The organism is Hyalangium ruber (genome assembly GCF_034259325.1).
GTDB lineage: Bacteria > Myxococcota > Myxococcia > Myxococcales > Myxococcaceae > Hyalangium_A > Hyalangium_A rubrum.
This window is the reverse complement of record NZ_JAXIVS010000004.1, coordinates 302859-326219: the sequence shown is the minus strand read 5'-3', so window position 1 is coordinate 326219 and position 23361 is coordinate 302859. Positions and strand designations below refer to the sequence as shown.

The 23361-nt window shown below is 67.1% G+C and carries 18 protein-coding genes; 10 read left to right on the top strand and 8 right to left on the bottom strand.

From position 1 onward, the window contains the following. Window position 1 precedes the first annotated feature (1 nt). The gene (fumC, locus tag SYV04_RS13545) at window positions 2-1399 is read left to right on the top strand and encodes a class II fumarate hydratase (protein ID WP_321546153.1); all 1398 of its coding nucleotides are present in this window, start codon (window positions 2-4) and stop codon (window positions 1397-1399) included. Window positions 1400-1417: 18 nt separating this feature from the next. On the opposite strand, the gene SYV04_RS13540 is transcribed toward fumC, so the two are convergent. After that, window positions 1418-2104 carry a phospholipase D-like domain-containing protein gene (locus tag SYV04_RS13540; protein WP_321546152.1) on the bottom strand — a complete coding sequence of 229 codons (687 nt, stop codon included), beginning with the start codon at window positions 2102-2104 and terminating at the stop codon, window positions 1418-1420. A 96-nt stretch (window positions 2105-2200) separates the two neighbouring features. Between SYV04_RS13540 and clpP the strand changes: the two genes are divergently transcribed. The 6 genes from clpP to SYV04_RS13510 all read left to right on the top strand — a co-directional run bounded on the left by clpP (window position 2201) and on the right by SYV04_RS13510 (window position 11302). Further along, window positions 2201-2803: an ATP-dependent Clp endopeptidase proteolytic subunit ClpP gene (clpP, locus tag SYV04_RS13535; protein ID WP_321546151.1), complete on the top strand. Its 603-nt coding sequence runs from the start codon at window positions 2201-2203 to the stop codon at window positions 2801-2803. Window positions 2804-2975: 172 nt separating this feature from the next. Beyond that, window positions 2976-4400, top strand: a complete 1425-nt coding sequence (locus SYV04_RS13530; RefSeq protein ID WP_321546150.1) for a WGR domain-containing protein — start codon at window positions 2976-2978, stop codon at window positions 4398-4400. 1 nt (window position 4401) lies between these two features. Beyond that, complete coding sequence (locus SYV04_RS13525) at window positions 4402-7503, top strand: WGR domain-containing protein (RefSeq protein WP_321546149.1); 3102 nt, start codon at window positions 4402-4404, stop codon at window positions 7501-7503. After that, window positions 7493-9139, top strand: coding sequence for an SWIM zinc finger family protein (locus tag SYV04_RS13520; protein ID WP_321546148.1), 1647 nt, complete (start codon window positions 7493-7495; stop codon window positions 9137-9139). The genes SYV04_RS13525 and SYV04_RS13520 overlap by 11 nt, the downstream gene beginning before the upstream one ends. Window positions 9140-9421: 282 nt before the next feature. Further along, window positions 9422-10987: a reverse transcriptase family protein gene (locus tag SYV04_RS13515; RefSeq protein WP_321546147.1), complete on the top strand. Its 1566-nt coding sequence runs from the start codon at window positions 9422-9424 to the stop codon at window positions 10985-10987. A gap of 66 nt (window positions 10988-11053) precedes the next feature. Continuing rightward, on the top strand, window positions 11054-11302 hold the full coding sequence (locus SYV04_RS13510; RefSeq protein ID WP_321546146.1) for a hypothetical protein: 249 nt from the start codon (window positions 11054-11056) through the stop codon (window positions 11300-11302). 118 nt (window positions 11303-11420) lie between these two features. Here the strand turns inward: SYV04_RS13510 and SYV04_RS13505 are convergent, their stop codons facing one another. Further along, window positions 11421-12851, bottom strand: coding sequence for a M48 family metalloprotease (locus tag SYV04_RS13505; protein WP_321546145.1), 1431 nt, complete (start codon window positions 12849-12851; stop codon window positions 11421-11423). Between the two features lie 163 nt (window positions 12852-13014). On the opposite strand from SYV04_RS13505, the gene SYV04_RS13500 reads away from it, so the two are divergent. Next, entirely contained in the window at window positions 13015-13635 is a 621-nt protein-coding gene (locus SYV04_RS13500; RefSeq protein ID WP_321546144.1) for a hypothetical protein, read from the top strand. A 7-nt stretch (window positions 13636-13642) separates the two neighbouring features. Here SYV04_RS13500 and SYV04_RS13495 read toward each other — a convergent pair whose 3' ends face one another. Further along, window positions 13643-14158 carry an ester cyclase gene (locus SYV04_RS13495; protein ID WP_321546143.1) on the bottom strand — a complete coding sequence of 172 codons (516 nt, stop codon included), beginning with the start codon at window positions 14156-14158 and terminating at the stop codon, window positions 13643-13645. A 64-nt stretch (window positions 14159-14222) separates the two neighbouring features. Next, window positions 14223-16562 carry an acyl-CoA dehydrogenase family protein gene (locus tag SYV04_RS13490; RefSeq protein ID WP_321546142.1) on the bottom strand — a complete coding sequence of 780 codons (2340 nt, stop codon included), beginning with the start codon at window positions 16560-16562 and terminating at the stop codon, window positions 14223-14225. Window positions 16563-16726: 164 nt separating this feature from the next. Between SYV04_RS13490 and SYV04_RS13485 the strand changes: the two genes are divergently transcribed. Beyond that, window positions 16727-18010, top strand: a complete 1284-nt coding sequence (locus SYV04_RS13485; RefSeq protein ID WP_321546141.1) for a phospholipase D-like domain-containing protein — start codon at window positions 16727-16729, stop codon at window positions 18008-18010. Between the two features lie 4 nt (window positions 18011-18014). Here the strand turns inward: SYV04_RS13485 and SYV04_RS13480 are convergent, their stop codons facing one another. From SYV04_RS13480 to SYV04_RS13465, 4 genes are all read right to left on the bottom strand, one after another. After that, on the bottom strand, window positions 18015-18689 hold the full coding sequence (locus tag SYV04_RS13480; RefSeq protein WP_321546140.1) for an endonuclease III domain-containing protein: 675 nt from the start codon (window positions 18687-18689) through the stop codon (window positions 18015-18017). Window positions 18690-18749: 60 nt separating this feature from the next. Continuing rightward, entirely contained in the window at window positions 18750-18953 is a 204-nt protein-coding gene (locus SYV04_RS13475) for a hypothetical protein (RefSeq protein WP_321546139.1), read from the bottom strand. A gap of 725 nt (window positions 18954-19678) precedes the next feature. Continuing rightward, window positions 19679-20170, bottom strand: a complete 492-nt coding sequence (locus SYV04_RS13470; protein ID WP_321546138.1) for a serine/threonine protein kinase — start codon at window positions 20168-20170, stop codon at window positions 19679-19681. 11 nt (window positions 20171-20181) lie between these two features. Beyond that, a complete protein-coding gene (locus SYV04_RS13465; protein ID WP_321546137.1) occupies window positions 20182-21135 on the bottom strand; it encodes a DUF2381 family protein in 954 nt (317 codons plus the stop codon). Between the two features lie 932 nt (window positions 21136-22067). On the opposite strand from SYV04_RS13465, the gene SYV04_RS13460 reads away from it, so the two are divergent. Next, entirely contained in the window at window positions 22068-23228 is a 1161-nt protein-coding gene (locus SYV04_RS13460; RefSeq protein ID WP_321546136.1) for a hypothetical protein, read from the top strand. Window positions 23229-23361: the final 133 nt, after the last annotated feature.

Genomic DNA, 23361 nt, shown 5'->3' with positions numbered 1-23361 from the left:
CGTGAGCACTAAGAACGTTCGCATCGAGAAGGACACCTTCGGTCCCATCGAGGTACCCGCAGACCACCTCTGGGGCGCGCAGACGCAGCGCAGCCGCCAGAACTTCGCCATCTCCAGCGAGCGCATGCCGCTGGCGCTCATCCACGCCCTGGTGCAGGTGAAGAAGGCGGCCGCCCTGGTGAACGTCGAGAATGGCTCGCTGCCCAAGGAGAAGGGCGAGGCCATCGCCAAGGCGGCGGACGAGGTGCTCGCGGGCCAGCACGACGAGGAGTTCCCGTTGCTGGTGTGGCAGACGGGCAGCGGCACGCAGACGAACATGAACTGCAACGAGGTGCTGGCCAACCGCGCCTCGGAGCTGCTGGGCGGCGAGCGCGGCGAGAGCCGCAAGGTCCACCCCAACGACGATGTGAACAAGGGCCAGAGCTCCAACGACGTGTTCCCCACGGCGATGAGCGTGGCGGCGGTGGAGGCGGTGGTCCGCCACGTGCTGCCCGAGCTGAAGGAGCTGCGGGACGTGCTGGCGAAGAAGTCCGAGGCCTTCAAGGACATCGTGAAGATCGGCCGCACGCACCTGCAGGACGCCACCCCGCTGACGCTGGGGCAGGAGTTCAGTGGCTACGTGGCGCAGCTGGACCACGCGCGAGGGCATCTGGAGCGCACGCTGCCGCACCTGTACGAGCTGGCGCTGGGCGGCACGGCGGTGGGCACCGGCCTGAACGCGCCCAAGGGTTACTCCGAGCGAGTGGCCAAGGAGATCGCCCGGTTGACGGGGCACCCGTTCGTCACAGCGCCCAACAAGTTCGAGGCGCTGGCGGCCAATGATGCGCTGGTGCAGGCGCATGGGGCGCTGAAGGGACTGGCGGCGGTGCTGTTCAAGATCGCCAATGACGTGCGGTGGCTGGCGTCCGGGCCGCGCTCGGGGATTGGGGAACTCCTCATTCCTGAGAACGAGCCGGGCAGCTCCATCATGCCGGGCAAGGTGAACCCCACGCAGTCCGAGGCGCTGACGATGCTGTGCGCTCAGGTGATGGGCAATGACGTGGCCATCAGCCTGGGCGGGGCCTCGGGCAACTTCGAGCTGAACGTCTTCAAGCCGCTCATCATCCACAACTTCCTGCAGAGCTGCCGGCTGCTGGCGGATGGGATGCGGAGCTTCCGGGTGAATTGCGCGGTGGGCATCGAGCCGAACCGGGAGCGGCTGAAGGAGAACCTGGAGCGCTCGCTGATGCTAGTGACGGCGCTCAACCCGCACATCGGCTACGACAACGCGGCGAAGATCGCCAAGAAGGCCCACAAGGAGGGCAAGACGCTCAAGGAGGTGGCGGTGGAACTGGGGCTGCTGACCGCCGAGCAGTTCGACCAGTGGGTGCGCCCGGAGAAGATGATCGGCAACCTGTAGGCCGCGGGACGCGGGAGCCTATTCGAGGGCGGTCCAGAGGTCGTCGAAGGCCCGGCAGAAGGGCTGCACGAGGCGTGGATCATCCGAGACGAGCACGTTCTCGTGGTTCACGTCCGCGGCCGAGCGGGTCCAGTTGTAGCTGCCCGTGAGCAGGCGCAGCCGGTCGAAGACGGCGAACTTGTGGTGCATGTGGGCCTCGGCCCGGTCCAGGCGGACGGGGATGCCCCCGTCGCGCAGGCGCCACATGTCGGAGCCCGCATCCAGCGACTTCTCGTCGTCGCTCAGCACCCGTACCCGGACGCCGCGCCGGTGCGCGTCCATCAGCGCCCGGGTGAGGCGGTCATCCGTCACCGTGAAGACACATACATCGATGGAGCCGCGCGCCTCCTCGATGAGCTTGACGATGGCGCGCAGGGGGCCCTCCCCGGGGGAGAAGTGGGCCTCCGTGCGGGCGCTGTCGGGGACACGCCGGGTGGGCAGGAGCGCCTGGACGGTCTCCTCCAGCCAGGAGATGACCTGCCGGGCGCGCGGGTCCACCACCGACTCTCGAGCGAGGGCAAAGGCCCGCGAGCGGAAGAGGGCGAGCACGGCCTCGCTTGCCCGCCTGTCATCGAGCACGGCCTGGAGGGCACGCTTCTCCGAGCGGGTGAGCTGCTTGTCCGCCAGGGTGGCGGTGAGGATGGAGTCAATCTCGGAGGGATCCATGGCGCCTGGGCGGAAGGGAGCGAATCGTAACGCACCACACGGTCCGAGAAGAACGGGCGAGCATGCGGGCCGAGGGACGATTAGGGTAGGTGTGCCATGAACATCCCCTTCGTCATCGAGACCACGCACCGCGGCGAGCGGGCGTACGACCTCTACAGCCGGCTGCTGAAGGACCGGATCATCATGCTGGGCACGCCCATCAATGACGATGTGGCCAACGTCATCATCGCCCAGATGCTGTTTCTGGAGTCGGAGGACCCGGACAAGGGCATCAACATCTACATCAACTCGCCGGGCGGCTCGGTGACGGCGGGCCTGGGCATCTATGACACGATGCAGTACGTCAAGTGCCCGGTCTCCACCATCTGCGTGGGCCAGGCGGCCTCCATGGGCGCGTTGCTCCTGCTGGCGGGGACCAAGGGCAAGCGCTACGCGCTGCCCAACGCGCGCATCATGATTCACCAGCCGCTGGGCGGCGCGCAGGGCCAGGCGACGGACATCGACATCCAGGCGAAGGAGATCCTCCGCCTGCGTGCCTACATCAACGGTCTCATCGTGAAGCACACGGGCCACAACATCGAGCGCATCGAGAAGGACACCGAGCGCGACTACTTCATGAGCGCCGATGACGCGCGCCAGTACGGCATCATCGACGAGGTGGTGGTGAAGCAGGGCGTGCCCGTGTCCAACAAGACCTGAGCGGGCTGCGTGCTCCCCAGGGAGCGCGCGGGCAATCCCCCAGGTTGGAGCTGGGGGGGCCACCCATCAGGGCTGTAGCGCCGGGCTCGACCTGCCACCACAGGTTGGGCCTTCCGGACTGTCAGTTCAAAAGGCTACGCTCCGTGTCGTTCGCCTCGAGGGGACCACGGGAATGGCCGATCAGTTGACGTACCTGGAGCTTTCGGAAGACGGCGGTAGCTCGCACAAGTTCTACGAAGTGAAGGTGGAGGGAAAGAAGCTCTCCATCCGCTACGGCCGCATCGGGGACGGAGGCCAGCTCAAGGTCACCGACTTCCCCAGCGCCGACAAGGCCCTCGCCGAGGCCCAGAAGAAGATCGCCGAGAAGACGAAGAAGGGCTACGCGCCCGCCGTCATGGGCATGCGCAAGAAGCGCTCCGTCACCCGCCGCGAAATCACCAGCGGCACCTCCTCCGCCACCCAGGCCCCCATCCTCTGGAAGTTCAACACGGGCGACCGCACCTTCGGCGTCTTCGTGGATGATGCGCGCTGCTGGGTTGGCAACGAGAGCGGCCACATCTACTCGCTCAGCCATGACGGCAAGGTGCTCAACCAGTTCCGCCTGCCCGAGGGCGTCAAGTGCATCGTCGCCGATGATCGCTGGCTCTACGCCGGGTGCGACGACGGCAACGTGTATGACCTGGGTGGCAAGGTGCCGCGCAAGGCGTACGAGATCGCCGAGGACGTGGACATCTTCTGGCTGGACATCAAGGACGCCGTGCTCGGCGTCTCCGACGCCAACGGCAAGCTCACCGCCATCAACCACGAGGACGAGTCGCAGTGGACGCGCCAGAGCCAGGGCACCCACGCGTGGATGGTGCGCTGTGACGAGGTGGGCATGTACCACGGCCACGCCAAGGGCGTGACCATGTACGACTGGGAGGACGGCCGGGAGATCTGGTCCAAGCCCACCAAGGGCCACGTGATGTTCGGCTGGCAGGAGGAGTCCAGCGTCTACGCCTGCACCAACACCGGCTACGTCCACCGCTTCACCAAGAAGGGCGGCGAGGGCCCGGTGATGAAGTGCGACGCGGCGGCGTTCTCCTGCGCCGCGGTGGAGGACGGCAAGTACGTCTTCGCTGGCGACAACATGTCCAGCGTGTACTGCTTCAACGACAAGGGCGAGCGGCTGTGGAAGCTGTCCACCGGCTGCGGCTCTGCGTTCTCGATGCAGTTCTTCAAGGACCGGCTCTACATCGTCACCACCGACGGCTCGCTGGCCTGCATCGACGCGAGCGAGGCCGCCATCCAGGCCGCGCAGAAGGGCACCGTGCCGAAGACGGTCACCGTCAAGGCGCCCAAGCCGATGGCGGCCGCGCAGGTGGGCACCGTGGAGACCACGCGCAGCGCGGGCTCGGGCGTGGTGGTCGAGTGCTACGAGGACGGCGGCCACGTGCGCGTACGCGTGGTGTCCCAGGGCTACAAGAAGGACTGGCACGTGCAGTTCCCCAAGGACATCCGCGAGGCTGGCGCCCGCTACGTGGTCGAGGGCGTGCGCGAGTCCGCGCGTGGCGGCTTCTACCGGGCCTACGGCGACATCAAGAAGCTGGTGAACTGACGTGAAGCTCCTCGAACAGGTCACCCTCCTCTTCCAGGAGGGGAAGAGCGACAAGGTGTATGAGGTGGACCTGCTCGAGGTGGGGGCGGGCCAGTACGTCGTCAACTTCCGCTACGGCCGGCGTGGCACCGCCCTCAAGGATGGCACCAAGACGCCCGCGCCCGTGTCCATGGCGGAGGCGCGCCGGGCCTTCGACAAGCTCGTCGAGTCCAAGCTGGAGACCGGCTACGTGCGCGCCGGGCACCCCTCCACGGGGCTGCCTCCCGCGCCACCTCGGGCTCCGGTGCCCGGACCGACGGCGACGGCGGCTCCGCCCGCGGCCCCGGTGGCACCGTCCGCGCCTCCTGGGGCCTCCGCCCGCGAGCGCATCCTGCTCCAGCAGCTCACGCAGGAGGTCAGCACCCGCCGCTGGTTCCGCAGTTCCGAGGTCAGGGCTCAACCTCGGCCCCTGGAGCGCGTCATCTGGCGCGTGGGGGAGCTGCGCCTGCGCGCCGCGGAACCCATCCTCCTGCCCATGCTGGAGCGGGCCACGCCGCTTCGTGCCTACTGCGTCGCCGCGGCGCTCGGGCGCCTGGGCTCGCACGCTTCCGTGACCGCGCTTGGGCGGCTCTATGGTGACCCGGGCACGCCGGACATGGTGCGGCGCATGGCCACCGAGGCCTTGCTTCAGCTCTCCGACGAGTCCACCCGCCGCGAGTTCCGCCAGGACTTGATGGGCAAGTTGCCTCCGGCGCTCCGGGACGCGGCGCTGGCTGGCAACGCGGAGGCCTTTGGCAAGGCGCTGGATGCGCACCTGGCCTCGGGCGGCAAGGACGCGTACGCGGTGCTGGAGCTGGTGTACCTGGTGGACTCGGAGGCAGTGCGGCCCTCGCTGCTGCGCGTGCTGCGGACAGCTCCTCTCCAGCGCGGTGCGGTGAAGGCGCTGCGCTACGTCTTCAAGATGGCCGAGTACCGCCGCGATGGCGAGGTGTTCGGCCTCATCGCCTGGCGGTACGAGAAGGAGCGCTCCACCAGCCGCAGCCCCCGCGATGGCTACACCCGGGCCACGCGGATCTTCCTGCGGCGCCGCGCGTGGCGCACGCTGCGGCGGCTGGGCGAGCTCGAGGACCCGGACTACGTGCGGATGGCGGTGGGCGTGCTGCTGCCCTTCACCGACGCGGACGCGGTGGCGCCGCGCACCACGACCCGAGGTATCGGTCGCGGTCGCTATGAGCTGCACTGGGATGCCTTCCACCCCTACTGGGCCTTCAACCACGTGCTGCACCGCATGGAGCCAGGCGGGCGCTACGTGGCCGTGGACCAGCGGCTCGAGTTCTACACGAGGCGCCCGGAGGCGGGCGCGCTGGGGCGCGAGGAGAGCTTCCCCACGCTGTGGGACCGCACGCCGCAGGGGCTCATGCACCTGGTGGATGAGAGCCGCTGCGCGCCCGTGCATGCCTTCGCCGCGCGCGCGCTGCGCGACCAGCGGGACTTCCTCGCTCAGCTCGACACGGACGCGGTGGTGATGATGCTGGAGCGCCCCTACGCGCCCACCGCGCAGCTCGGCCTGGAGCTGGCCGTGGCGCGGGTGAACGCGCGGGGAGAGCCCCGGGCGCTGGTGCTCGCCGCCGCCGGTTCTTCGTACGAGCCGGCTCGCCGCCAGGCCTTCCGGTGGCTGGACGCGCTGCGGGACGTGCTGCTGAAGGACCTGTCCTTCCTCGCCGCGCTGGCCATCTCGCCCCAGACGGAGACACGCCAGTACGTGGCCAGCCTGCTGCGCGGCTCGGTCCTCTCGGACGCCGTGGCGGAGGCGTTCATCCGCCACCTGCTCCAGGCGGCGCGCAAGCTGGGCCCGAACGATGGCCCACTGGCCGCGGATGTGAAGCAGATGGTGCTCGCCGCGCTTGGCCCCCTGGCCCGGCCGCCGGGCGCTGAGATCATCCTCGAGCTGCTGGCCCACCCGCTCGTCGAGATTCAGGAGCTGGGCGGCGAGCTGCTCTTGCGGCGCGACCTGCGCGCCGAGCCGGTGCCTCCCGAGGTGCTCAACCAGTTGCTCCAGTCCGGGAGCGCCTCGCTGCGCACCCTCGGCCTGCGCCTGCTGGGGAAGATGCCGGACGACGCTTTCCGCGCGAACGAGGCGGTGCTCGGGCGGCTGGCCTCCAGTCCCCATCCGGATGTGCGCCAAGGCATCCGGTCCTTGCTCTCGCGGCTGGTGGCCTTGGATGTGGATGCGGGCGCGCGGGTGGTGGAGACCCTCGTGGCGGCGCTGCTGCGTCGGCGGCTGCCCGAGGGCGTGCCGGAGCATGTGGCGGCGCTCCTCGGCGGCGAGCTGTCCGCCGCGTTCCGGGCCGTGTCCGTCGAGACGGTGTGGCGGCTCTTGGAGTCGGAGGACTCCGCGGCGCAGGGGCTGGGCGCGGAGCTGCTCGAGCGCCGTGCCAACGAGCTGACCGTCGATGTCGCGCGCGCGGTGAAGCTGGCGGGCCATGACGTGCTGCGCGTGCGCGAGTGGACCTGGCGCTGGCTGGAGGCACATGTGCCCCAGGTACGCGCGGACCTGGCCACGGCGGTGCGGCTGCTGGACACGCGCTGGGAGGATGCGCGGGCCTTCGCCTTCCGCTACTTCCGCGAGCGCTTCGCTCCCGAGGACTACACCCTGGAGGTGCTTGTCTCCGTGGCGGACAGCGTGCGTCCGGACGTGCAGACGTTCGGGCGGGAGCTGCTGGCGCGCTCCTTCCGCGAGGCGGACGGACCGGAGCTGCTCTTGCGCCTGTCCGAGCACCCCGCGCCGCCGGTGCAGCTCTTCGCCACGCACTACCTGGAGCGCTTCGCCACCGGCAACATGCCCCTGGTGGAGAAGCTGGTGCCGTACTTCGTCCGCGTGCTCAGCCAGGTGAACAAGGGGCGCGCCGCGCGCGGCCGCGTGCTGGAGTTCCTGCGGCGCGAGGGCCTGCGCAACGAGGTGGCGGGCCGTCACGCCATGGATGTGCTGCACCGCTTGTCAGCGACGATTGCTATAGAGAACCGCGCCGCGGCGCTGGAGGCCATGCTCGCCATCGGCAAGGCACAGCCCGCCATTCCGCTTCCCGTGCGCGTCAAGCCGGTGGAGGTCCGCCGTGGAGTTTGAGTACGCCTACCGGGGTAGCTCTTCCGTCGAGAACCGGGGCGACCGCACCGAGCTGTCCTTCTCTCCGGACACCAAGCGTCCGCCCACGTTCTTCTCCGGCGAGCTGCGGCAGAACGTGGCCTTCCGCGAGGCCATCTCCGCGCTGCACAGCGTGGTGGTGTCGGACCTGCGCTTCAAGCCCAAGGACAAGACGGCCTACAAGGCCTGGGCCGCCAAGCAGGAAGAGGCGGACCTGGACACCATCATGGCCCAGCGCCAGGGCGTCGTCCGTCAGATCAAATCCCTGCGCGAGGAGCTGGCGGAGCTGGAGCGGCAGAGCGTCTCGCGCATGCGCCCCTTCATGCAGGCGCGCCAGCGCTACTTCAACTACCTCTACGAGAAGAACCGCGACTTCTGGTTCGTGTTCGACCCCGTCGTCACCGTCCACCCGGACGAGGCCTTCTTCGAGTGCTTCAGCCAGGACGAGTCCAGCTACGGCCGGCTGGGCGCCAGCTACGAGGTCTTCCAGAACATCGGCGAGTTCTCCTGCGGCACCACCAACGTGGACTACTCCTCGGTGCTGTACGACGAGTTCCAGAAGATTCGCTCGTACAAGACGACGCGCTTCGAGGTGGACCCCACGGGCTTCACCACGCAGACGGGCGTGGACGAGGCCTACAAGGAAGTGAAGATCGACCTGCCGGACTCGTGGGTGCGCGGGTTCCTGCAGGTGAACTCGGCCATGAGCCTGCAGGCCACGCGCGTGGTGTTGCACCCCATGGACGTGCATAACTTCCTCTTCGTCCTCAAGCGGCGGAAGGAGAAGCAGGGGCCTCGCTCCATGCGCTACCGGCTCACGCCGGGGCAGCCGGTGAAGGTGGTGTTCGAGCCGTGGAACCTGGAGGTGACGTGCCCCCGCTCCATCTTCCAGGGCGAGGGCACGCACGACATCCGCGTGTGGGGCCGGCGGCGGCTCCTCATCCTGGAGCGGCTCCTGCCCGTGGCGCGCAGCTTCACCGTTCACCTGCTGGGCAGCGGCATGCCCTCCTTCTATGTGGCGGACCTCGGAGACCTGTCCTTCACCCTGGGGCTGTCGGGGTGGACGGCCAATGACTGGTCCACCTCGGGCAACTTCGACCTGATGGCGCCGCGCACGGAGGTGGACGAGTTCACCCGCCGCCGTGTCTTCGATGCGCTCAAGGAGAACTGGCGCGAGACGCCGGAGGCGCTGGCGGCGCGGCTGGGGCTCGACCGGGCCACGGTGCTGGGCGCGCTGGGCGCTTACACGCAGGCGGGCCGCGCCATCTGGGACCTGAACAAGAACGTGTACCGGGCGCGCGAGCTGAGCCGCGAGCCCCTGCCCATGGAGAAGCTGCGCTTCTCCAACGAGCGTGAGGAGAAGGCCTCGCGCTTCCTGACGGAGCGGGCGGTGACGGTGCAGGCTCGGCCCTCGAATGTGGATGGCTCCCTGGAGCTCTCGGGCTCGGTGAAAGAGGGGAGCAAGGTGCTACGGCCGTCTTTGCGACTCGACGCGGACCAGCGTATGGTTTTCGGCGAGTGCACCTGCAACTTCTTCCAGCAGAACAAGTTGTTCAAGGGGCCATGCGAGCACCTGCTCGCGCTGCGGCTCCAGCACTCGAAGTCGTATCGGACATGAAGGGAGGGAGGGTTCGCGCACGCGGCGGTCAGAGGGCAGGTACCTTGCAACCCGGGCGGCGTTTCGCCGTCCTTGCCTGATGGCTTGTGATGATTCACTGGCCCGCTCTTGACTGTGCCGTACATCCCTACCCCAGGGCTATGGCGGTTTGGATTCCGTGAATCCATAGGCCCCGGGGTAGGGCGTACGGCTTGAGTCGAGACGAGCCAGTCCTGAGAGCAGTACGAAGGTGCTCTCGGACCGCCGCGTGGACGGACCCTCCTCTCTCTTCATGAGAGCGAAATGGCCCAACAACCCCCTCGGAATCGGCAGGAGCTGTACGAGCGCATCCAGCACAGCTCGAAGGATGAGGTCATCCTCGAGGAGATGGTGCGGCTGGGCTTCTGGCCCGCGCGCAGCGGCGCGCCTGGAGACCCTCGGGACGAGGTCCACCGCAAGGCGGAGCTCGAGCGGCAGATTCGCGCGCTCACGGGCGAGGCGAGCCGGCTGGGCAACCTGGAGCGGCTGAAGAAGGAGCTGCGCAAGAAGCGGCTGGCCGAGAGCAAGCGCAAGCAGAAGGAGACGAAGGAGCGGCGCGAGCGCGAGCGGGTGGCGCGGGCCGAGGCGTGGAAGGCGCGCAAGGCCAAGGAGATCCTCTTCCTCGGGCGCGGGGTGTCGGGAGGCCTGAGCCAGCGCACCCCGGACGCGACGAAGCTGGAGCGCCAGGGGCTGCCGAAGCTGGAGACGCCGGAGGCGCTGGCGCAGGCGCTGGGGCTCACGGTGGGGCAGCTGCGAGGGCTGTGCTACGCGCGTCAGGTGGCCACGCGGACGAACTACGTGCGCTTCGCGCTGCCGAAGAAGACGGGCGGCCTGCGGCTCATCTCCGCGCCCCGGCCCCGGCTGAAGGCGGCGCAGCACTGGGTGCTGGAGAACGTGCTGGAGAAGCTGCCCATGCACGAGGCGGCGCACGGGTTTCGTCCGGGGCGCTCCATCGTCAGCAACGCGCGGCCGCACGTGGGCGCATCCGTGGTGGTGAACCTGGACCTGAAGGACTTCTTCCCCACGGTGCGCTACCCCCGGGTGAAGGGCTTCTTCGTGAAGCTGGGCTACAGCGAGGCGACGGCCACGGCGCTGGCGCTGCTGTGTACCGAGCCGGACGTGGAGGAGGTGGAGCTGGACGGACAGCGCTACTTCGTGGCGCAGGGCGGGCGGCGGCTGCCGCAGGGCGCTCCCACCTCTCCGGCGCTGACGAACCTGTTGTGCCTCAGGCTCGACCGACGGCTGCAGGGCGCGGCGCGCAAGCTGGGCTTCACGTATACGCGCTACGCGGATGACCTGACGTTCTCCGCGCCCCGCTCGGGCGGTGGGGACGTGGGGAAGATGTTGCGGCTGGCGCGCTTCGTCATCCGCAAGGAGGACTTCGCTCCGCACCCGGACAAGACGCGGGTGCTGCGGCGGGGCGGGCAGCAGGAGGTGACGGGCGTCGTCGTCAACGACAAGCCCGGCGTGGACCGCGAGACGCTGCGGCGCTTCCGGGCCCTGCTGCACCAGCTCGAGAAGAGCGGGCCCGAGGGCAAGCAGTGGAATGGCTCAACGGACGTGATTGCGTCCGCGGTGGGCTTCGCCCACTACGTGGCCATGGTGGACCCGGCCAAGGGCAAGGTGTTCCAGGAGAAGGCCCGGGCGCTGGAGCGGAAGCATGGGCGCAAGCCGGTGGAGCTGCCTTGGCGCAAGCCGGGCGCGGCGGCTCCGAAGCCTGGAACCGTCGCCGCTCCCGTTGCCCCTCCGGCTGCCAGCGGTCCGGCTCCCACGGAGGAGCCTCCGAAGCCCGAGGATCCCCCGAAGAAGAAGTGGTGGAAGCTGTACTGAGCGAGGAAGCCCGCCGCGTGTCACCGGGCTGAGTAGACTCCTGCGGATCCTTCGTGGGGAGGTTGTGTGGACGGCAGTACGGCGCTCATCATCCTGGGGTTGGTCGGGTTCGCGGTCGTCGTGGGGCTGGTGCTCCGAGGCAGTGAGGCCCAGCGGCTGCGGCGCGCCTGGTTCCGAAACACGCCCCTGCCCCGAGTCCAGGCCGAGGAGTCGCTCGCGCGGCACGTGATGGCGCTCAAGGAGCGGTTCCCCGGCCAGGAGGAGACCTGGTACCTGAAGAAGATCCTCTCGGATCTCCAGCGGGACCGGCGCTGACTACGGCTTGGCGCAGGCGTCTCCCGCGGGCTTGCCCCCGCCGTCCCTGGGCAGCGGGGCAGCAGGCGCATGGGGGCACCACCGGGAAGGGTTGTGCCCGACAGCCTCGCACAGAATGTCAGGGGCTGGGGGACACGCCCCCCGTCACACGCTTCACCAGCCTTCCGGCCGCGAGCGTCTCTCCCGGTTGCACGCCGTTGATGAGGGCCAGCTCCGCCAGTGAGACGGTGGATGGGGAGCGGGCCTGGAACTGCTCCAGCGTCATCGCCTGGTCCAGCGTCACCAGCTCGATGCGCGCGGGCTGCGCCGCCAGCGCCGCCGGGTCGGTCAGTTCCCGGAAGCTGGCGAAGGTGGCTCGGAAGGCGGAGTCATATTGAGGGAGCTGGGCCGCCACCGTGTAGCCGACGAGCTGCAGCGTCCCTCCTCGCCAGGAGAGGAAGGTCGTCAGGCCGCGGATGACGCCCTGCTCCGTCTGGGCCTCGAAGTAGCTCGTGGCCGGGGGAAGCCCCGTCGCCGGCACCACGAGCGGGGCGATGCCCGGCTGCGAGAAGAACTGTTGCAGGGCCTGCTCCGGTGAGAGGCCTCCCACCGTGCCCAGCCCCACCAGGGCATCCTGCTGGGGACTGGCCCCGAGCACCGCCTGCGTCTGGTTCGCGGTCTGCCAGCCCTGGGGGAACTCGAACTGGAAGCGCAGCTCCGGGTGGAGGAAGAGGTTGCCCCGGAAGAAGCCCTGCCGGGGGTTCTCTCCGTACGCCAGGCCCTGGAGCATCCGCAGGTACTCGGCTTGGACCACCTTCCTGCCTTCCGGGAGCGTACCGAGCCGGGCGAGACGCTCTTGCGTCTTCTCCAGCCGGTCCTCGGGGTTGGGGTGCGTGGCGAGCCACGTGGGCAGCCGGCCGGCGCCGCTCGCCTCGCCCACCTTGCCCAGGGTGACGAAGACGTCCTGCATCTCGCGCGGGTCGTAGCCCTGAGCCACCATGTAGCGGAAGCCCAGCTCGTCCGACTGGTTCTCGGCGTCGCGCCCGTATTTGAGGAAGAGGAGCTGCAGCCCCGCCGAGGCGAGCTGGCCGTACTTCGCCAGGTCTGGCTCGAGGATGGCGCCCACGCCCAGCCCCAACTGCGCCAGCTGCGCCTTGGAGATCTGACTCACCGAGTGCTTGGCGGTGATGTGGCCGATCTCGTGGCCGATGACCGCCGCCAGCTCCGCCTCCGAGTTGAGGTGCGCCATCAACCCCCGCGTGACGAAGACGGGGCCGCCCGGCAGTGCGAAGGCGTTCACCGCCGGGTCATCCACCACCTGGAAGCTCCACGGCAGGTCCGGTCGCTCCGACTGGCGCGCCATGGACAGGCCGATGGTGGAGACGTACTGCTGGAGCTGCGGATTGGCGACGAGGCCGATGGACTGCTGCACATCCTTGGCCGCTTGCTGGCCGATGGCGATCTCGTCCCCCTGGGAGACCAGCGAGAACTGGCGCTTGCCGGTGACGGGGTTGCGCGCGCACGCGGCGAGCACGAGGAGCAGGGGCAGGAGCAGAAGACTTCGGGGCATGACACCTCCAGGCCTCCCGATAGGGCGCCTCCCCTCGGGGAGCCACTCTCCGGGTGCGCTTCGCGTCACTGGCGGACAGAGGGGCGCGCATTGTGCCCGGAGGTTCGTTAGCTTCTCCCCGTCCGGGTCTGCCTCAGTGGGCTCGTTCGGGAGGCCGTCGCACATGGAGAACCTCGACTCGCGGCTGGAGCGTCTGGAGCGTGGCTACCGGCGCATGCAGGGCGTGGCCGTCGGCGCGCTGGTGCTGGCGGCCGTGGCAGTGAGCGCCGCGCTCGTTCAGGGCGGGGACAAGGAGGAACTGGTGGTGTCCCGGCTCACGCTGGCGGATGCCCAGGGGCGTCCGCGCGCCACGCTCTCCGCCGAGCGGGAGGGCTACTCGGGGCTGGTGCTCAACGATGCCGCGGGCAACCCCCGGGCCCTGCTGGGCGTGTCGAAGGATGGCTCGCCCAAGCTGCGCTTCTCGACCGCCGAGGGCAACACCTTGGCCGAGCTCACCGTGTACTCGGATGAGGCGCCGCGCCTGGCGTTCGCGAAGAACGGCGGCACGGAGTTCTTCGCCGTGGGCATGTTCCCCGATGGCTCGTCCCGGCTGGAGCTGGCGGATGGGGACGGCCGGCCGCGCGCCATCCTCGGCGCGGACGAGCATGGCTCGCCGGGGTTGTTGCTCGTGGACCGCCTGGGTCAGCCCCGAGCCACGCTGCGGGTGTCGCCCTCCAACAACGCCAGTCTCGTGCTGGAGGGGCTCGACGGAGAGGTGTTCCGCGCGCCCTCCAGCGTGCAGTAGCCAAGGCTCAAGGGGCGGAGACGGCCGGCGGGGGGAGCAGCTTGTAGCCCCGCTGGAGCAGCATGCCGAGCTGGTCGGTGATGTCCCAGGACTCGAGGAGCTGCCCCGCGCGCATCCGGAAGAGCGAGTGTCCGTGGAGCGTCAGCGGTCGGGGCTGCCCCGCCTCGTCCACCGCCTTCGCGTCCGTTCCCGTCGCCTTCCAGTGGATGAGGACCAGGTCTCCCTCCGAGATCAGGTGCTGGATGTCGAACCGCAGGTCCGGAATCGCCTGAATGCTCTGCTCCACCTGCTTGCGCACGGAGTCCGGCCCACGGTCCTCCGGTGAGGCGTTCTGGGACAGGTCCACGAAGTCCGGCGCCACGTACACGGGGATGCGGTCGAGCTGGCGCTGGTTGTAGATCTCCTCGATGAAGGCCCGGGCCAGCCGCTTGTTCTCCTCTTCAGCGGTGAGGTTCCGAGCCCCCGAAGTGGTGGCACAGCCGGTCAGCAGCGCGAGCGTCAGCAACAGCGGGAGTCGATTCATAGGAGCCGGCAGTGTGCTACCGGCCCCCGCCCGCGTCAGCCGCGTCCTCGCGCCACTGTCCACCTCACGGCGACAGGTGCCCCAGGCCAATGGGCGCATCCAGGCACGCGTCCGGAATCCCGAAGGCCTGAATCAGCGCCACCGCGTCCGGCCGCACCTCCGTACACAGCCGCGACACCTCCTTGCGGATGGCCTTGGCCTTGCCGCTCTCGATGTGCTCGTTCTCCAGGAACCAGCCGCTGGCGTCCATCAGGCAGCCCAGGCCGTACAAGTCACACAGCCGCCCCAGCACCGCCTTCACCGCCGGGTCCTCCACCTGCTCCACGCCCGCCAGGAACTGCTCCAGCACCACGCGCTGCACGTGCGCGTGCGCCAGCGTCAGCAGGTGGTCCTGCACCTGGTTGAACGCCTGGAACGAGTCCATGCCCGTGCCCAGGCGCTTGCGCAGCCGCCGCGCCGCTGAGGCCAGCAGGTCCGCCTCCCGGAAGCGCAGCGCTCGCAGCTGGAAGTCCCCATCCCGCAGGTGCTCGCTGCCCGTGCGCCGCACCTGGAACGGGTTGCGGTCCGACAGCGCGCCCGAGGCCCGCTCCACGATGAACCGCATGACCGTGAAGACGCGGTCGTCCGCGAACTGCTGCCGATAGCCGGTGAGCAGGCTCTTGGCCACCAGCTGCATCAGCACCGTGTTGTCGCCCTCGAAGGTGGTGAATACATCCGTGTCCGCCTTCAGCGAGGGCAGTCGGTTGGCCACCAGATACCCCTGGCCGCCGCACGCCTCGCGCGCCACCTGCAGCGTCCGCGTGGTCTGCCACGTGGCGTACGCCTTGAGGCCCGCGGCCAGCGCCTCCACCTCCATCGCGTCTGCTTCCGTGCGCCCCACGTAGCGCTTCACCAGGTACTTCAGCGCGAAGTCCAAGGCGTAGGTGGTCGCCAGCGGGCGCAGCAGCTTCAGTTGGTGCGTCTGGTAGTCCAGCAGCCGCACCTCGTCGGCTCCGGCCGGGCCGAACTGCCGGCGCTGGTCTCCGTAGGCGATGGCGATGGCCAGGCCGCTCTTGGTCGCGCTCAGCCCTCCGCACGCCACGCTCACCCGGCCCGCCACCAGCGTGCCCAGCATGGTGAAGAAGCGCTTGGAGGCGCTGGTGATGGTGCTGGTGTACTCGCCCTCCGCGCTCACCTGCGCGAAGCGGTCCAGCAGGTTCTCGCGAGGTACGCGCACCTGGTCGAACCACAGCCGCCCGTTGTCCACGCCGTTGAGCCCCATCTTCAGCCCGCAGTCCTCTACCCGCACGCCCGGCAGCAGGCGCCCCTTCTCGTCTCGCAGCGGCACGAGCAGCGCGTGGACACCATGGCGCTCGCCGTTCACCTCGAGCTGTGCGAACACCGTGGCCATCCGCGCGTGCTGGGCCGCGTTGCCGATCCACTCCTTGCGCGCCGTCTCCGAGGGCGTATGCACCACGAACTCGCCCGTCCCCGCGTCGTAGCGGGCCACCGTCTCCACGTCCCGCACGTTGGAGCCGTGGCCCAGCTCGCTCATGGCGAAGCAACCCGGCAGCTCCAGCGAGGCCACCTTCGGCAGCACCTCGCGGTGGTGCCGCTCCGTGCCCAGGAAGTAGATGCTGCCGCCGAACAGCCCGAAGTTCACTCCCACCTTCACCACGAGGCTCAGGTCGAAGTAGGCCAGCGTCTCGAAGGCGGCGATGAAGGCGCCCAGGTCCACCTTCGTCAGGTCATCCGGGTAGGCCAGCTTCCCCAGCCCGCGCTCGGAGAGCTGCTCCAGCCAGGAGAACACCCGCGCCCGGTACGCCGCCGTGTCGCGCTCGTCCGCGTGGCGGAACGCGGGCTCGCGGAGCCACTGGCGCACCTGGGCGCGCTCGGCGGTGTAGGTGCGCTCCAGCACGGTGCGCAGCGCGTCCACGTGGAAGGAGGCCTGGGACACGGGCGCCTCCCGGCGGTGGCCGGAGGCGGGCAGCAGGGAGCGCACGGCCTCGACGCCAGACAGGCCCAGGGCCGTCTCCATCGGGGCCAGGGTGCGCGCCAGCTCCTGCATCGGCGCGGGCAGGGCGTCCTTGCCTCCGAGCAGCTCGGCCAGCTGCGCGCCCAGCTCCGCGAGGCTCTGCTGGTTGCTGGTGCTCAGGCGCTCGGCGGTGCGGCGGATGTGCTCGCGCACCTGGGCCAGGGCGCGGGGCGTGGGCGGGGAGAGTGGATCCAACCACTGTGCGAGCACCGCGCTGGAGCGCAGGTCCAACCACGGCTGGGCGCGGGCGGCGGCGCCCAGGGCGCGGAGCTCCTCCGGGGTCAGCTCGCCGTCCGTCCACGCCACGTAGAGCATGGGCACGAGCGGTGCCAGGCGCGGCAGGGACAGCAACTCCTGGGCGGAAGGGTCCTGCGCGTCATTGATGGACATGAGTGGCTCTCCGGAGGGCAGGCGGACAGGCACAGTTCGCCACGACGCTCCGCTCGGGGCAATGCCGGGTTGCACCGTTGTCGGAAAGACAGGTGGGAGCTTTGCCCAGACTGGCCTGGGCGCGCCGCGTCCCTAGCTTGGCGGGACGGATGGCCGGAGGGGCGATGGACGCAGAGGCGGCGGGGGAAGATGTGCTGGACGACGTGGTGCCGCAGCCGGGCGCCCACGGGTGGGATGAGACGGAGGGGCGGCGCCACGAGATGAAGGGCCCGTTCCACCTGCCGCCCGGGCCAGATGGGTTCTCCTTCGTGCTGTTCCAGTCCACCGGCGTGTGCCTGGAGGAGGGGCACCAGGTGGAGTTGCTGGAGAACCGCGCGGTGTTCGACCGGATGCTGGAGGACATCCGCCAGGCGAAGGAGAGCGTGCATGTCCTGGTCTACATCTGGCGCCCGAGCCCGGTGTCCGACCGGCTCGTGGAGGCGCTGCGGGAGCGGGTGAGCGCGGGGGTGCGCTGCCGCGTGGTGGTGGACCCCGTGGGCAGCGAGGAAGTCCGCGGCGACAAGGACTTCGACCAGAAGGTGGAGCGCCGGCTCACCGAGTGCGGGGTGGAGGTGCATTACTACCGGCCGCTGGCGGGCAAGGTGCTGGGGCGGATCCTGGGGCGCACCCACCAGAAGCTCGTCATCGTCGACGGGAAGATTGGCTACACGGGGGGCTTCGGCATCTGGAAGGTGTGGGACGGGGATGGCCTGCAGCCCGAGGAGTGGCGAGACACGCATATCCGCGTGGAGGGCCCGGCGGTGTGCCGGATGCAGCTCGAGTTCTCTCGCACGTGGCAGGAGGCGGGGGGCAGCCTGCTGCACCCGGAGGATCTGCCCGAGCCGCTTCAGCGCGGGCCGGTGCGCGCGGGCTTCGTGGCGAGCAATGGCAAGCTGGGGATGACGGATGCCGAGCGGATGGTGCGCCTGGTCATCGCCGCCGCGCGCAAGCGCCTGTGGATCGCCAACGCGTACTTCACGCCGAACAACGCGGTGCTCGAGCAGCTCGTCCACAAGGCCCACGAGGGCGTGGACGTGCGGGTGCTGGGGCCGGGCCCGGTGCATGACGTGCCCATCATCCGCGCCTCGCAGCGGGCCACCTACCAGGAGTTGCTGAAGGCGGGCGTGCGCATCTGGGAGTACCAGGCGTCGATGATGCACGCGAAGACGATGCTCGTGGATGACTGGCTGAGCGTGGTGGGCTCCACCAACCTGGACGCGCTGTCGCTCAACAAGCTGGCCGAGGGCTCGATGGTGGTGGCGGACGAGGCCTTCGCCCGCAAGCTGGAGCAGGGTTGGGAGAAGGATCTGCGGTACTCGCGGGAGATCACCCTGGATGCGGGAGGAGTGACCAACCCCTGGCGGCGACTGGCCCGGCGGATGACGCAGCTCGTGGGCCAGGACCGGTAGGACGTCAGCGCGGACTCTGGACGCCGACCTGGCGGCACATGGACAGCACGGGACAGGTGCCGCACTTGGGGCGCGTGCCCGTGCAGACGTGCTTGCCGAACGGGACCAGCAGCCGGTTGAGCTCCACCCAGTAGGGGCGGGGGAGGCATGCTTCCAGTGCCTCCAGCGTCTGCTCCGGGGTGCGTGTCCGCACGTAGCCCCAGCGGTTCGTCACCCGGTGGACGTGGATGTCCACGCTGATGGCCTCATGGCCGCAGGCGATTCCGAGCGCCAGGTGAGCACACTTGGGGCCCACGCCCTTGAAGGACTGGAGCACCTGGGCGTCGCACGGGAGCTGGCCGTGGAACTCCTTCACCGTGCGCACGGCGATGGCGTGGATCTGCTTCGCCTTCGGCTCGTGGAACGTCACCGGGTGGATGAGGACGTCGATCTCCTCGGGGGTGAGTCGGCTCATCGCCTCCGGGGTGCGGGCGCGCTTCAGGAGCGCGAGCGAGGTGGGCAGGCTCACCTCGTCCAGCGTCCGGATGGACAGGATGCACGCCACGAGCTGCTCGAACAGCGTGTCGTGCCCCTGAGCCGCTAGCGCGAACATCGCCGCGTCCGCGAAGCCCTGGACGGACTTCCGGACGCGCTTCAGCACCTCGTCGATGTCGAAGGGCTGCTTGGTGGCGGGTTCCATTCGCGACCCATCCTATGGGGTAGGATGGAACCCAGGCAACCTGGAAAGTAGGACGGAGCGCTACTCGTCCTCGGGTATCCGAGAAGGCGCGTCGAGCTTCTTCTCGTACTTGTTGGGGCCGCCGTGCGTCCCGAAGTCTCCGGAGCCCCGCTTCTGCGGGTACACATCCGTGTCGTCCCGGCGCTCGCGCCCCTGGCCCGACGCGTTATCCGAGTCCACCTTCTGGGGCACCTTCTCGCGATCCTGATCCTGCTGCTGTGCCATGTGACACCTCCTCCTTCTCAAGATGGGGATGAGGTGTCCCGGAGGGAGGGGGAAAGTTGGGCCGCCTGGTCAGCAGGAGAGGGGAGAGCCCCTCACCTTCGCCATCTCCTTGGGCCATCGAATTGATATCTCCAGTGATTCCGAGGTTTTGGATGGAAATTAAAATCGGAATTCCTGGAATATTTGATTCGCTCTAACTACAGGTCCCGATACACAGCAGCAAGTTAGCCGACCGAGCGCCCACTGCACCACCACCGGCGACGCACGTGGGACGCGGGCTGGACATGGACGCAGGGGTGGCTCTATTTCTTAGGCGCAGTAGCCGCAGTACGGAGGAACAGCGGTTCCATCCGGCTTGATGTGTACCAGAGGCAGCACTCCTCGCCAGAACCGCAGGTGCTTGAATCAGGGTATGAGCAGGCGTGGAGGCATGTAGTGCCCACGCAAACCCAACCTGGTCCGCAGGGAGAGCCTTGCACGATGGCAGTTCATCCTCCCGCGTGGGGAAGTTTCCTGGCTCGTCGATAGCCGTGGTGCCGCCACACCCTGCTAACAGTAGACCTGCCGTCACAAGCCCACCAACGATTCCGCGCGTGTTCTCCTCCTGATTGTGACTCATCGCCAGAATAGTAAGAGCCCCTACCTAAAGTCCCTTCCGAAGGGGCCTTCCTCGCTGGGAGAGGGCTCTAGTCCTTACTTTTGTTAGGAGTTCTCTAAAATATGGCTCACCGGAAAGCATCAACGATGAAGGCTGCCGCGACGGAGCCATCAAGGATGGCCATCCCGGGCTTTGACTCGGGCAACTTCCGCATCTGGTCATCGCCAAGCCGGGCCACCGCGCAGAGAGGGATCTTGTCGCCGTCCGGAGGATGGGCTTCGTAATACCGGATGACGACCTGCGGCCCGCTCGTCCAGACCTGCCCGTACAAGCGTGTCGCCCCCTCAAGCGTGCCGAAGCCTTCCTGCATGATGCTCTCGATCGGTCCGTCGTAGAGGGTGACGCGCCGACTCCCGATCTGGTTCGCATCAAGATCTACCAATGCGCTATCCCCAACGTGCAACCTTAGGATTCGCATCGTCTTCTTTGCTTCCTCGGGGCATTCTTGCGGACCAGGAGTGCCATCCGGGCGCAGCGACATTCCGCCGGTTGTGGTGCAGCCAGAGGACACAGCGAGTAGGACGATAGAACCAAGCAAGAGGGCTTTGGTGGTGGACATGAGCGGCACTTCTACTGATCAACGAGCGTGTGTTCCAGGGCTACGGCTACCTGGAGGAGACCATCCCCACGGAAGATCTGTAGGGCGAGATCAACAAGTTCTCCGTCCTTCGTCCGGAAGGCGCTCTTGTCCACGACGACCGCGATCTTCCCTGACTGGCCGGGCGCGATGGTGGAGCGCTCCAAGCGAAGCGCGAAGGGGCGAGCCGTGAAGCTCGTGAAGTCGCGGGTCAGGTAGGCACCATCGAATTTCCAGGGCTCGCCAGAATCGCCGTAGTAGGTGTTCCTCAGGGTGACTACCGCTGCCGCTTTGCCGGGTCCGGAGAACAGTTCGACGACCATGTCCATGTCCTCGTTCTTCGGACGGAAAACCTTCTTGCGGACAAATGGAGTCTTCTGCGCCTCGCCACTGGCAAGCAGCGTGGCGAGTGCGTGATCGACGGAGTTCTCTTCTTTCTTGAACCGCTGGATCTCCTCGCTGAGCGCTCGCTCCTTTTTCAGGGAGTCGTAGAGGGAAGAGAGGACCGCGTTGTAGCTGTCGGGATCCTTGAACACGTTGACCTGATGGTCGGTCCACCCTTCCCAACCCCCGTCCTCCTTGGTGAACGGTGGCTTCACGATGAATGGGATCTCGGTCCCGTCTACGAGTGTGACGAGCAGAGGCACCGCTTCATCGTGATTGAGATCACGCAGCGGCTCGATAACCACCTTCTTGCTTCCCACGAGTAGCGGCTCAAACCGTCCCTCCCACCCCAGCAGCTTCGTCTTCGCCGGATCGACGTCCTTCTCGAAGCGGAGAACGGTCGCTACTTGCCCGGACACGTAGACGCTGCTTGTAGGGGTGGCGGGGTGGTCCGAGATCTTCTCGGTTCTGATAACGACCTTGTCATAGGGGCCCCTGGCTACGGCCATCGATGACACGAGAACGACAGACAGGATAGACCAGGAGAGAGGGAAGTTCCGCATAGCGAGGGGCAACCTACCAAATTGGGCCCCATGCATCCAACCTGGAGGATGCCTGTCCGGATAGGCACGGGTAGCTCCACGAAGGTCCACCTTCGAGGCTGGCAAACAACTTGCTGAGCATTACCCACCATCACCCTTGGGCGACTTTGCGAAGGAACGGCTTCGTACAGGAAAAGCCTGAATACATGAGCCACTCGCTGGCCCAATGCACGCGGCCGATTGACGGTAACTCCTTCAAGATCGGGGCGTCATGGACTGACGTGAGGGTGTTGAGTCGGAGTAGGAAGGCAGGCGTCCTGGCCCAGGAGCCTGCGCTGGGCCGTTTGCAGGGGAATCGAGTCATGTGCCGGCAGGTGCGAGGCGTGTAGTTGCCGTCTCCTCATCTTCAGCAGCCTACGGCAGCGCCCGTCGGGCCGCCCGAGTGCGTAACTGTTCGGAAATGTCGGGACTTTTCGCGCCCCAAACCCCCGACATTTCCGAACAGTGGGGCAACGAGCCGGTCCGGCGGACGAAGCTTCGAAGGTCCTTGTTCACGCGGTGCCCGCAATAAGTCGGGGAAGCAGGATGAGCGCTACTCCAGAGGCTAGGCGAGCGCTGCATGCTGCGGCTGGTCGCTTCGGCTCAACACCATTTGAGGGTCCGTTATGGACACGTGACGTAGGCGGTATACCAACGGTTGCACGCTCTTTGGCGCCCATGAATTCCAGGTCTGCGCGGGGTGCTGCCTCAAGGCTGGGCACCGGCTGTTGCGGCTTGTCCACAGAGGCTTGCCATCAAACGACGGCACTCCCAAACGGCGGTGCCACCCGCTACAGGCTCGGCTACTTGAGCCGCCGCCGACTTTGGATCAAGTCGCACTGAAGTGCTATAAGCACAAACGCCTACCGGCAATGATGCAGCGGCAGTTGATTTTACGTTTTAAGGAAAGATACATGAAAAGTTTGCTTCGGCTCCTCTGGTGTTTCTTGGCATGTATTTCGATGCCACTTGCCGCGCGCGCAACAGACGAGAAGCCTGACTTCGAGAAGATTGCGCCAGGACAGACCTTCGTGCTTGCTGCTCCGGTGGGTACTACAACCGACCTCTTGGGCATGGGGTTCGATGAGCAACTGTCAGAGTTCGATGCTGCTGGCAACCGCCATCGTGCATTTGCGTCGAAGCACAAGAAGGTTCCCGAGAATCAATATTTTGCACAGTTTGAGCAGCTTGATAACGAGTTCAAGTTAAAGGCACATGCACGCTTCTTGACCTCCTCTATGAACGTAGGGTTCTCACAGGAAAAGCGATACATGGTCTTGAGAGTATACCAACTCAAAGAAGTCGCTACTCTGGAACCGACAAAGCCACTCGAAGCTGTGCCTCTCGTGGCACAAAAAATCTTCTATGGTTGGGCACTCAACGTCGTTATTGAAGGAGACCTCTCCACCTTTACAGCAGAGGCAGCCACCGAATTGACCACCGCAGGTGCGGACATCGAGGCTACGGTCAAGAGATACAGCCTCAAGAAATACGTTCACCTTGTGGGATTAGAGGCAAAAAATAAAGGGCACATTCCGGTCGCGCTCGATCCTGCCAAGTTCAACGACGAATTCCGCGTGGCTGATACTCCTGCCCCCATCTTCGTCGAGTACAAGGTCATGAAGGAACTCTTCAGTCCAAAGCTGTCCTGGCAGCGCAGCGGTTTCATTCCTGGTAGGTATAGGCTTGCGAATGTGAGTTTCAAGGTTGCCGAGACAAAAGCGAATGGCAATTCTTGGGACGCAATGAATGGCAGGCCAGACCCGCTTATTGCTGTTTTGATCGACGGCGCACAAGTGGACACATGTCTTCGCAAAGATGTGTTTGAGGGTCAATGCCCAAGCGAGAAGGTAGTTACACTTACTGAGCAGAGCGCGCTTCAACTCAAGGTCTCGGATAAAGATCTCTCCGAGCATGATCTCGTCGGCACGGCGTCGCTTGATAACATCATGTCTGCGGGCAGGCCTTATGCGGCAATCGAGTTGACAACTCAGGATTCGCTACAAAGCGCCACGGTGACATTTGTTCCGGTAAGTGGCCCGCCTCCTGCTGTCGCGGCACCTGCGCCCCCTTGATGGTCTTGAGATAGAGCGGGCAGGCAGGCGTTCTGCCGGCTTCATCCTGTGATTAATCGCTTGATAGGCGAGCGCTCCATCATGTAGCCGCTCGCTCTTGCTTAGCCCTCTGGGGAATCCGCTCTGGAGCACG

Coding starts and splice junctions, on each gene's coding strand:
- SYV04_RS13540 (WP_321546152.1), bottom strand. CDS start 2,104: ATGGATCCCTCCGAGATTGACTCCATCCTCACCGCCACCCTGGCGGAC.
- clpP (WP_321546151.1), top strand. CDS start 2,201: ATGAACATCCCCTTCGTCATCGAGACCACGCACCGCGGCGAGCGGGCG.
- SYV04_RS13530 (WP_321546150.1), top strand. CDS start 2,976: ATGGCCGATCAGTTGACGTACCTGGAGCTTTCGGAAGACGGCGGTAGC.
- SYV04_RS13515 (WP_321546147.1), top strand. CDS start 9,422: ATGGCCCAACAACCCCCTCGGAATCGGCAGGAGCTGTACGAGCGCATC.
- SYV04_RS13505 (WP_321546145.1), bottom strand. CDS start 12,851: ATGCCCCGAAGTCTTCTGCTCCTGCCCCTGCTCCTCGTGCTCGCCGCG.
- SYV04_RS13500 (WP_321546144.1), top strand. CDS start 13,015: ATGGAGAACCTCGACTCGCGGCTGGAGCGTCTGGAGCGTGGCTACCGG.
- SYV04_RS13495 (WP_321546143.1), bottom strand. CDS start 14,158: ATGAATCGACTCCCGCTGTTGCTGACGCTCGCGCTGCTGACCGGCTGT.
- SYV04_RS13490 (WP_321546142.1), bottom strand. CDS start 16,562: ATGTCCATCAATGACGCGCAGGACCCTTCCGCCCAGGAGTTGCTGTCC.
- SYV04_RS13485 (WP_321546141.1), top strand. CDS start 16,727: ATGGACGCAGAGGCGGCGGGGGAAGATGTGCTGGACGACGTGGTGCCG.
- SYV04_RS13480 (WP_321546140.1), bottom strand. CDS start 18,689: ATGGAACCCGCCACCAAGCAGCCCTTCGACATCGACGAGGTGCTGAAG.
- SYV04_RS13475 (WP_321546139.1), bottom strand. CDS start 18,953: ATGGCACAGCAGCAGGATCAGGATCGCGAGAAGGTGCCCCAGAAGGTG.
- SYV04_RS13470 (WP_321546138.1), bottom strand. CDS start 20,170: ATGTCCACCACCAAAGCCCTCTTGCTTGGTTCTATCGTCCTACTCGCT.
- SYV04_RS13465 (WP_321546137.1), bottom strand. CDS start 21,135: ATGCGGAACTTCCCTCTCTCCTGGTCTATCCTGTCTGTCGTTCTCGTG.
- SYV04_RS13460 (WP_321546136.1), top strand. CDS start 22,068: ATGAAAAGTTTGCTTCGGCTCCTCTGGTGTTTCTTGGCATGTATTTCG.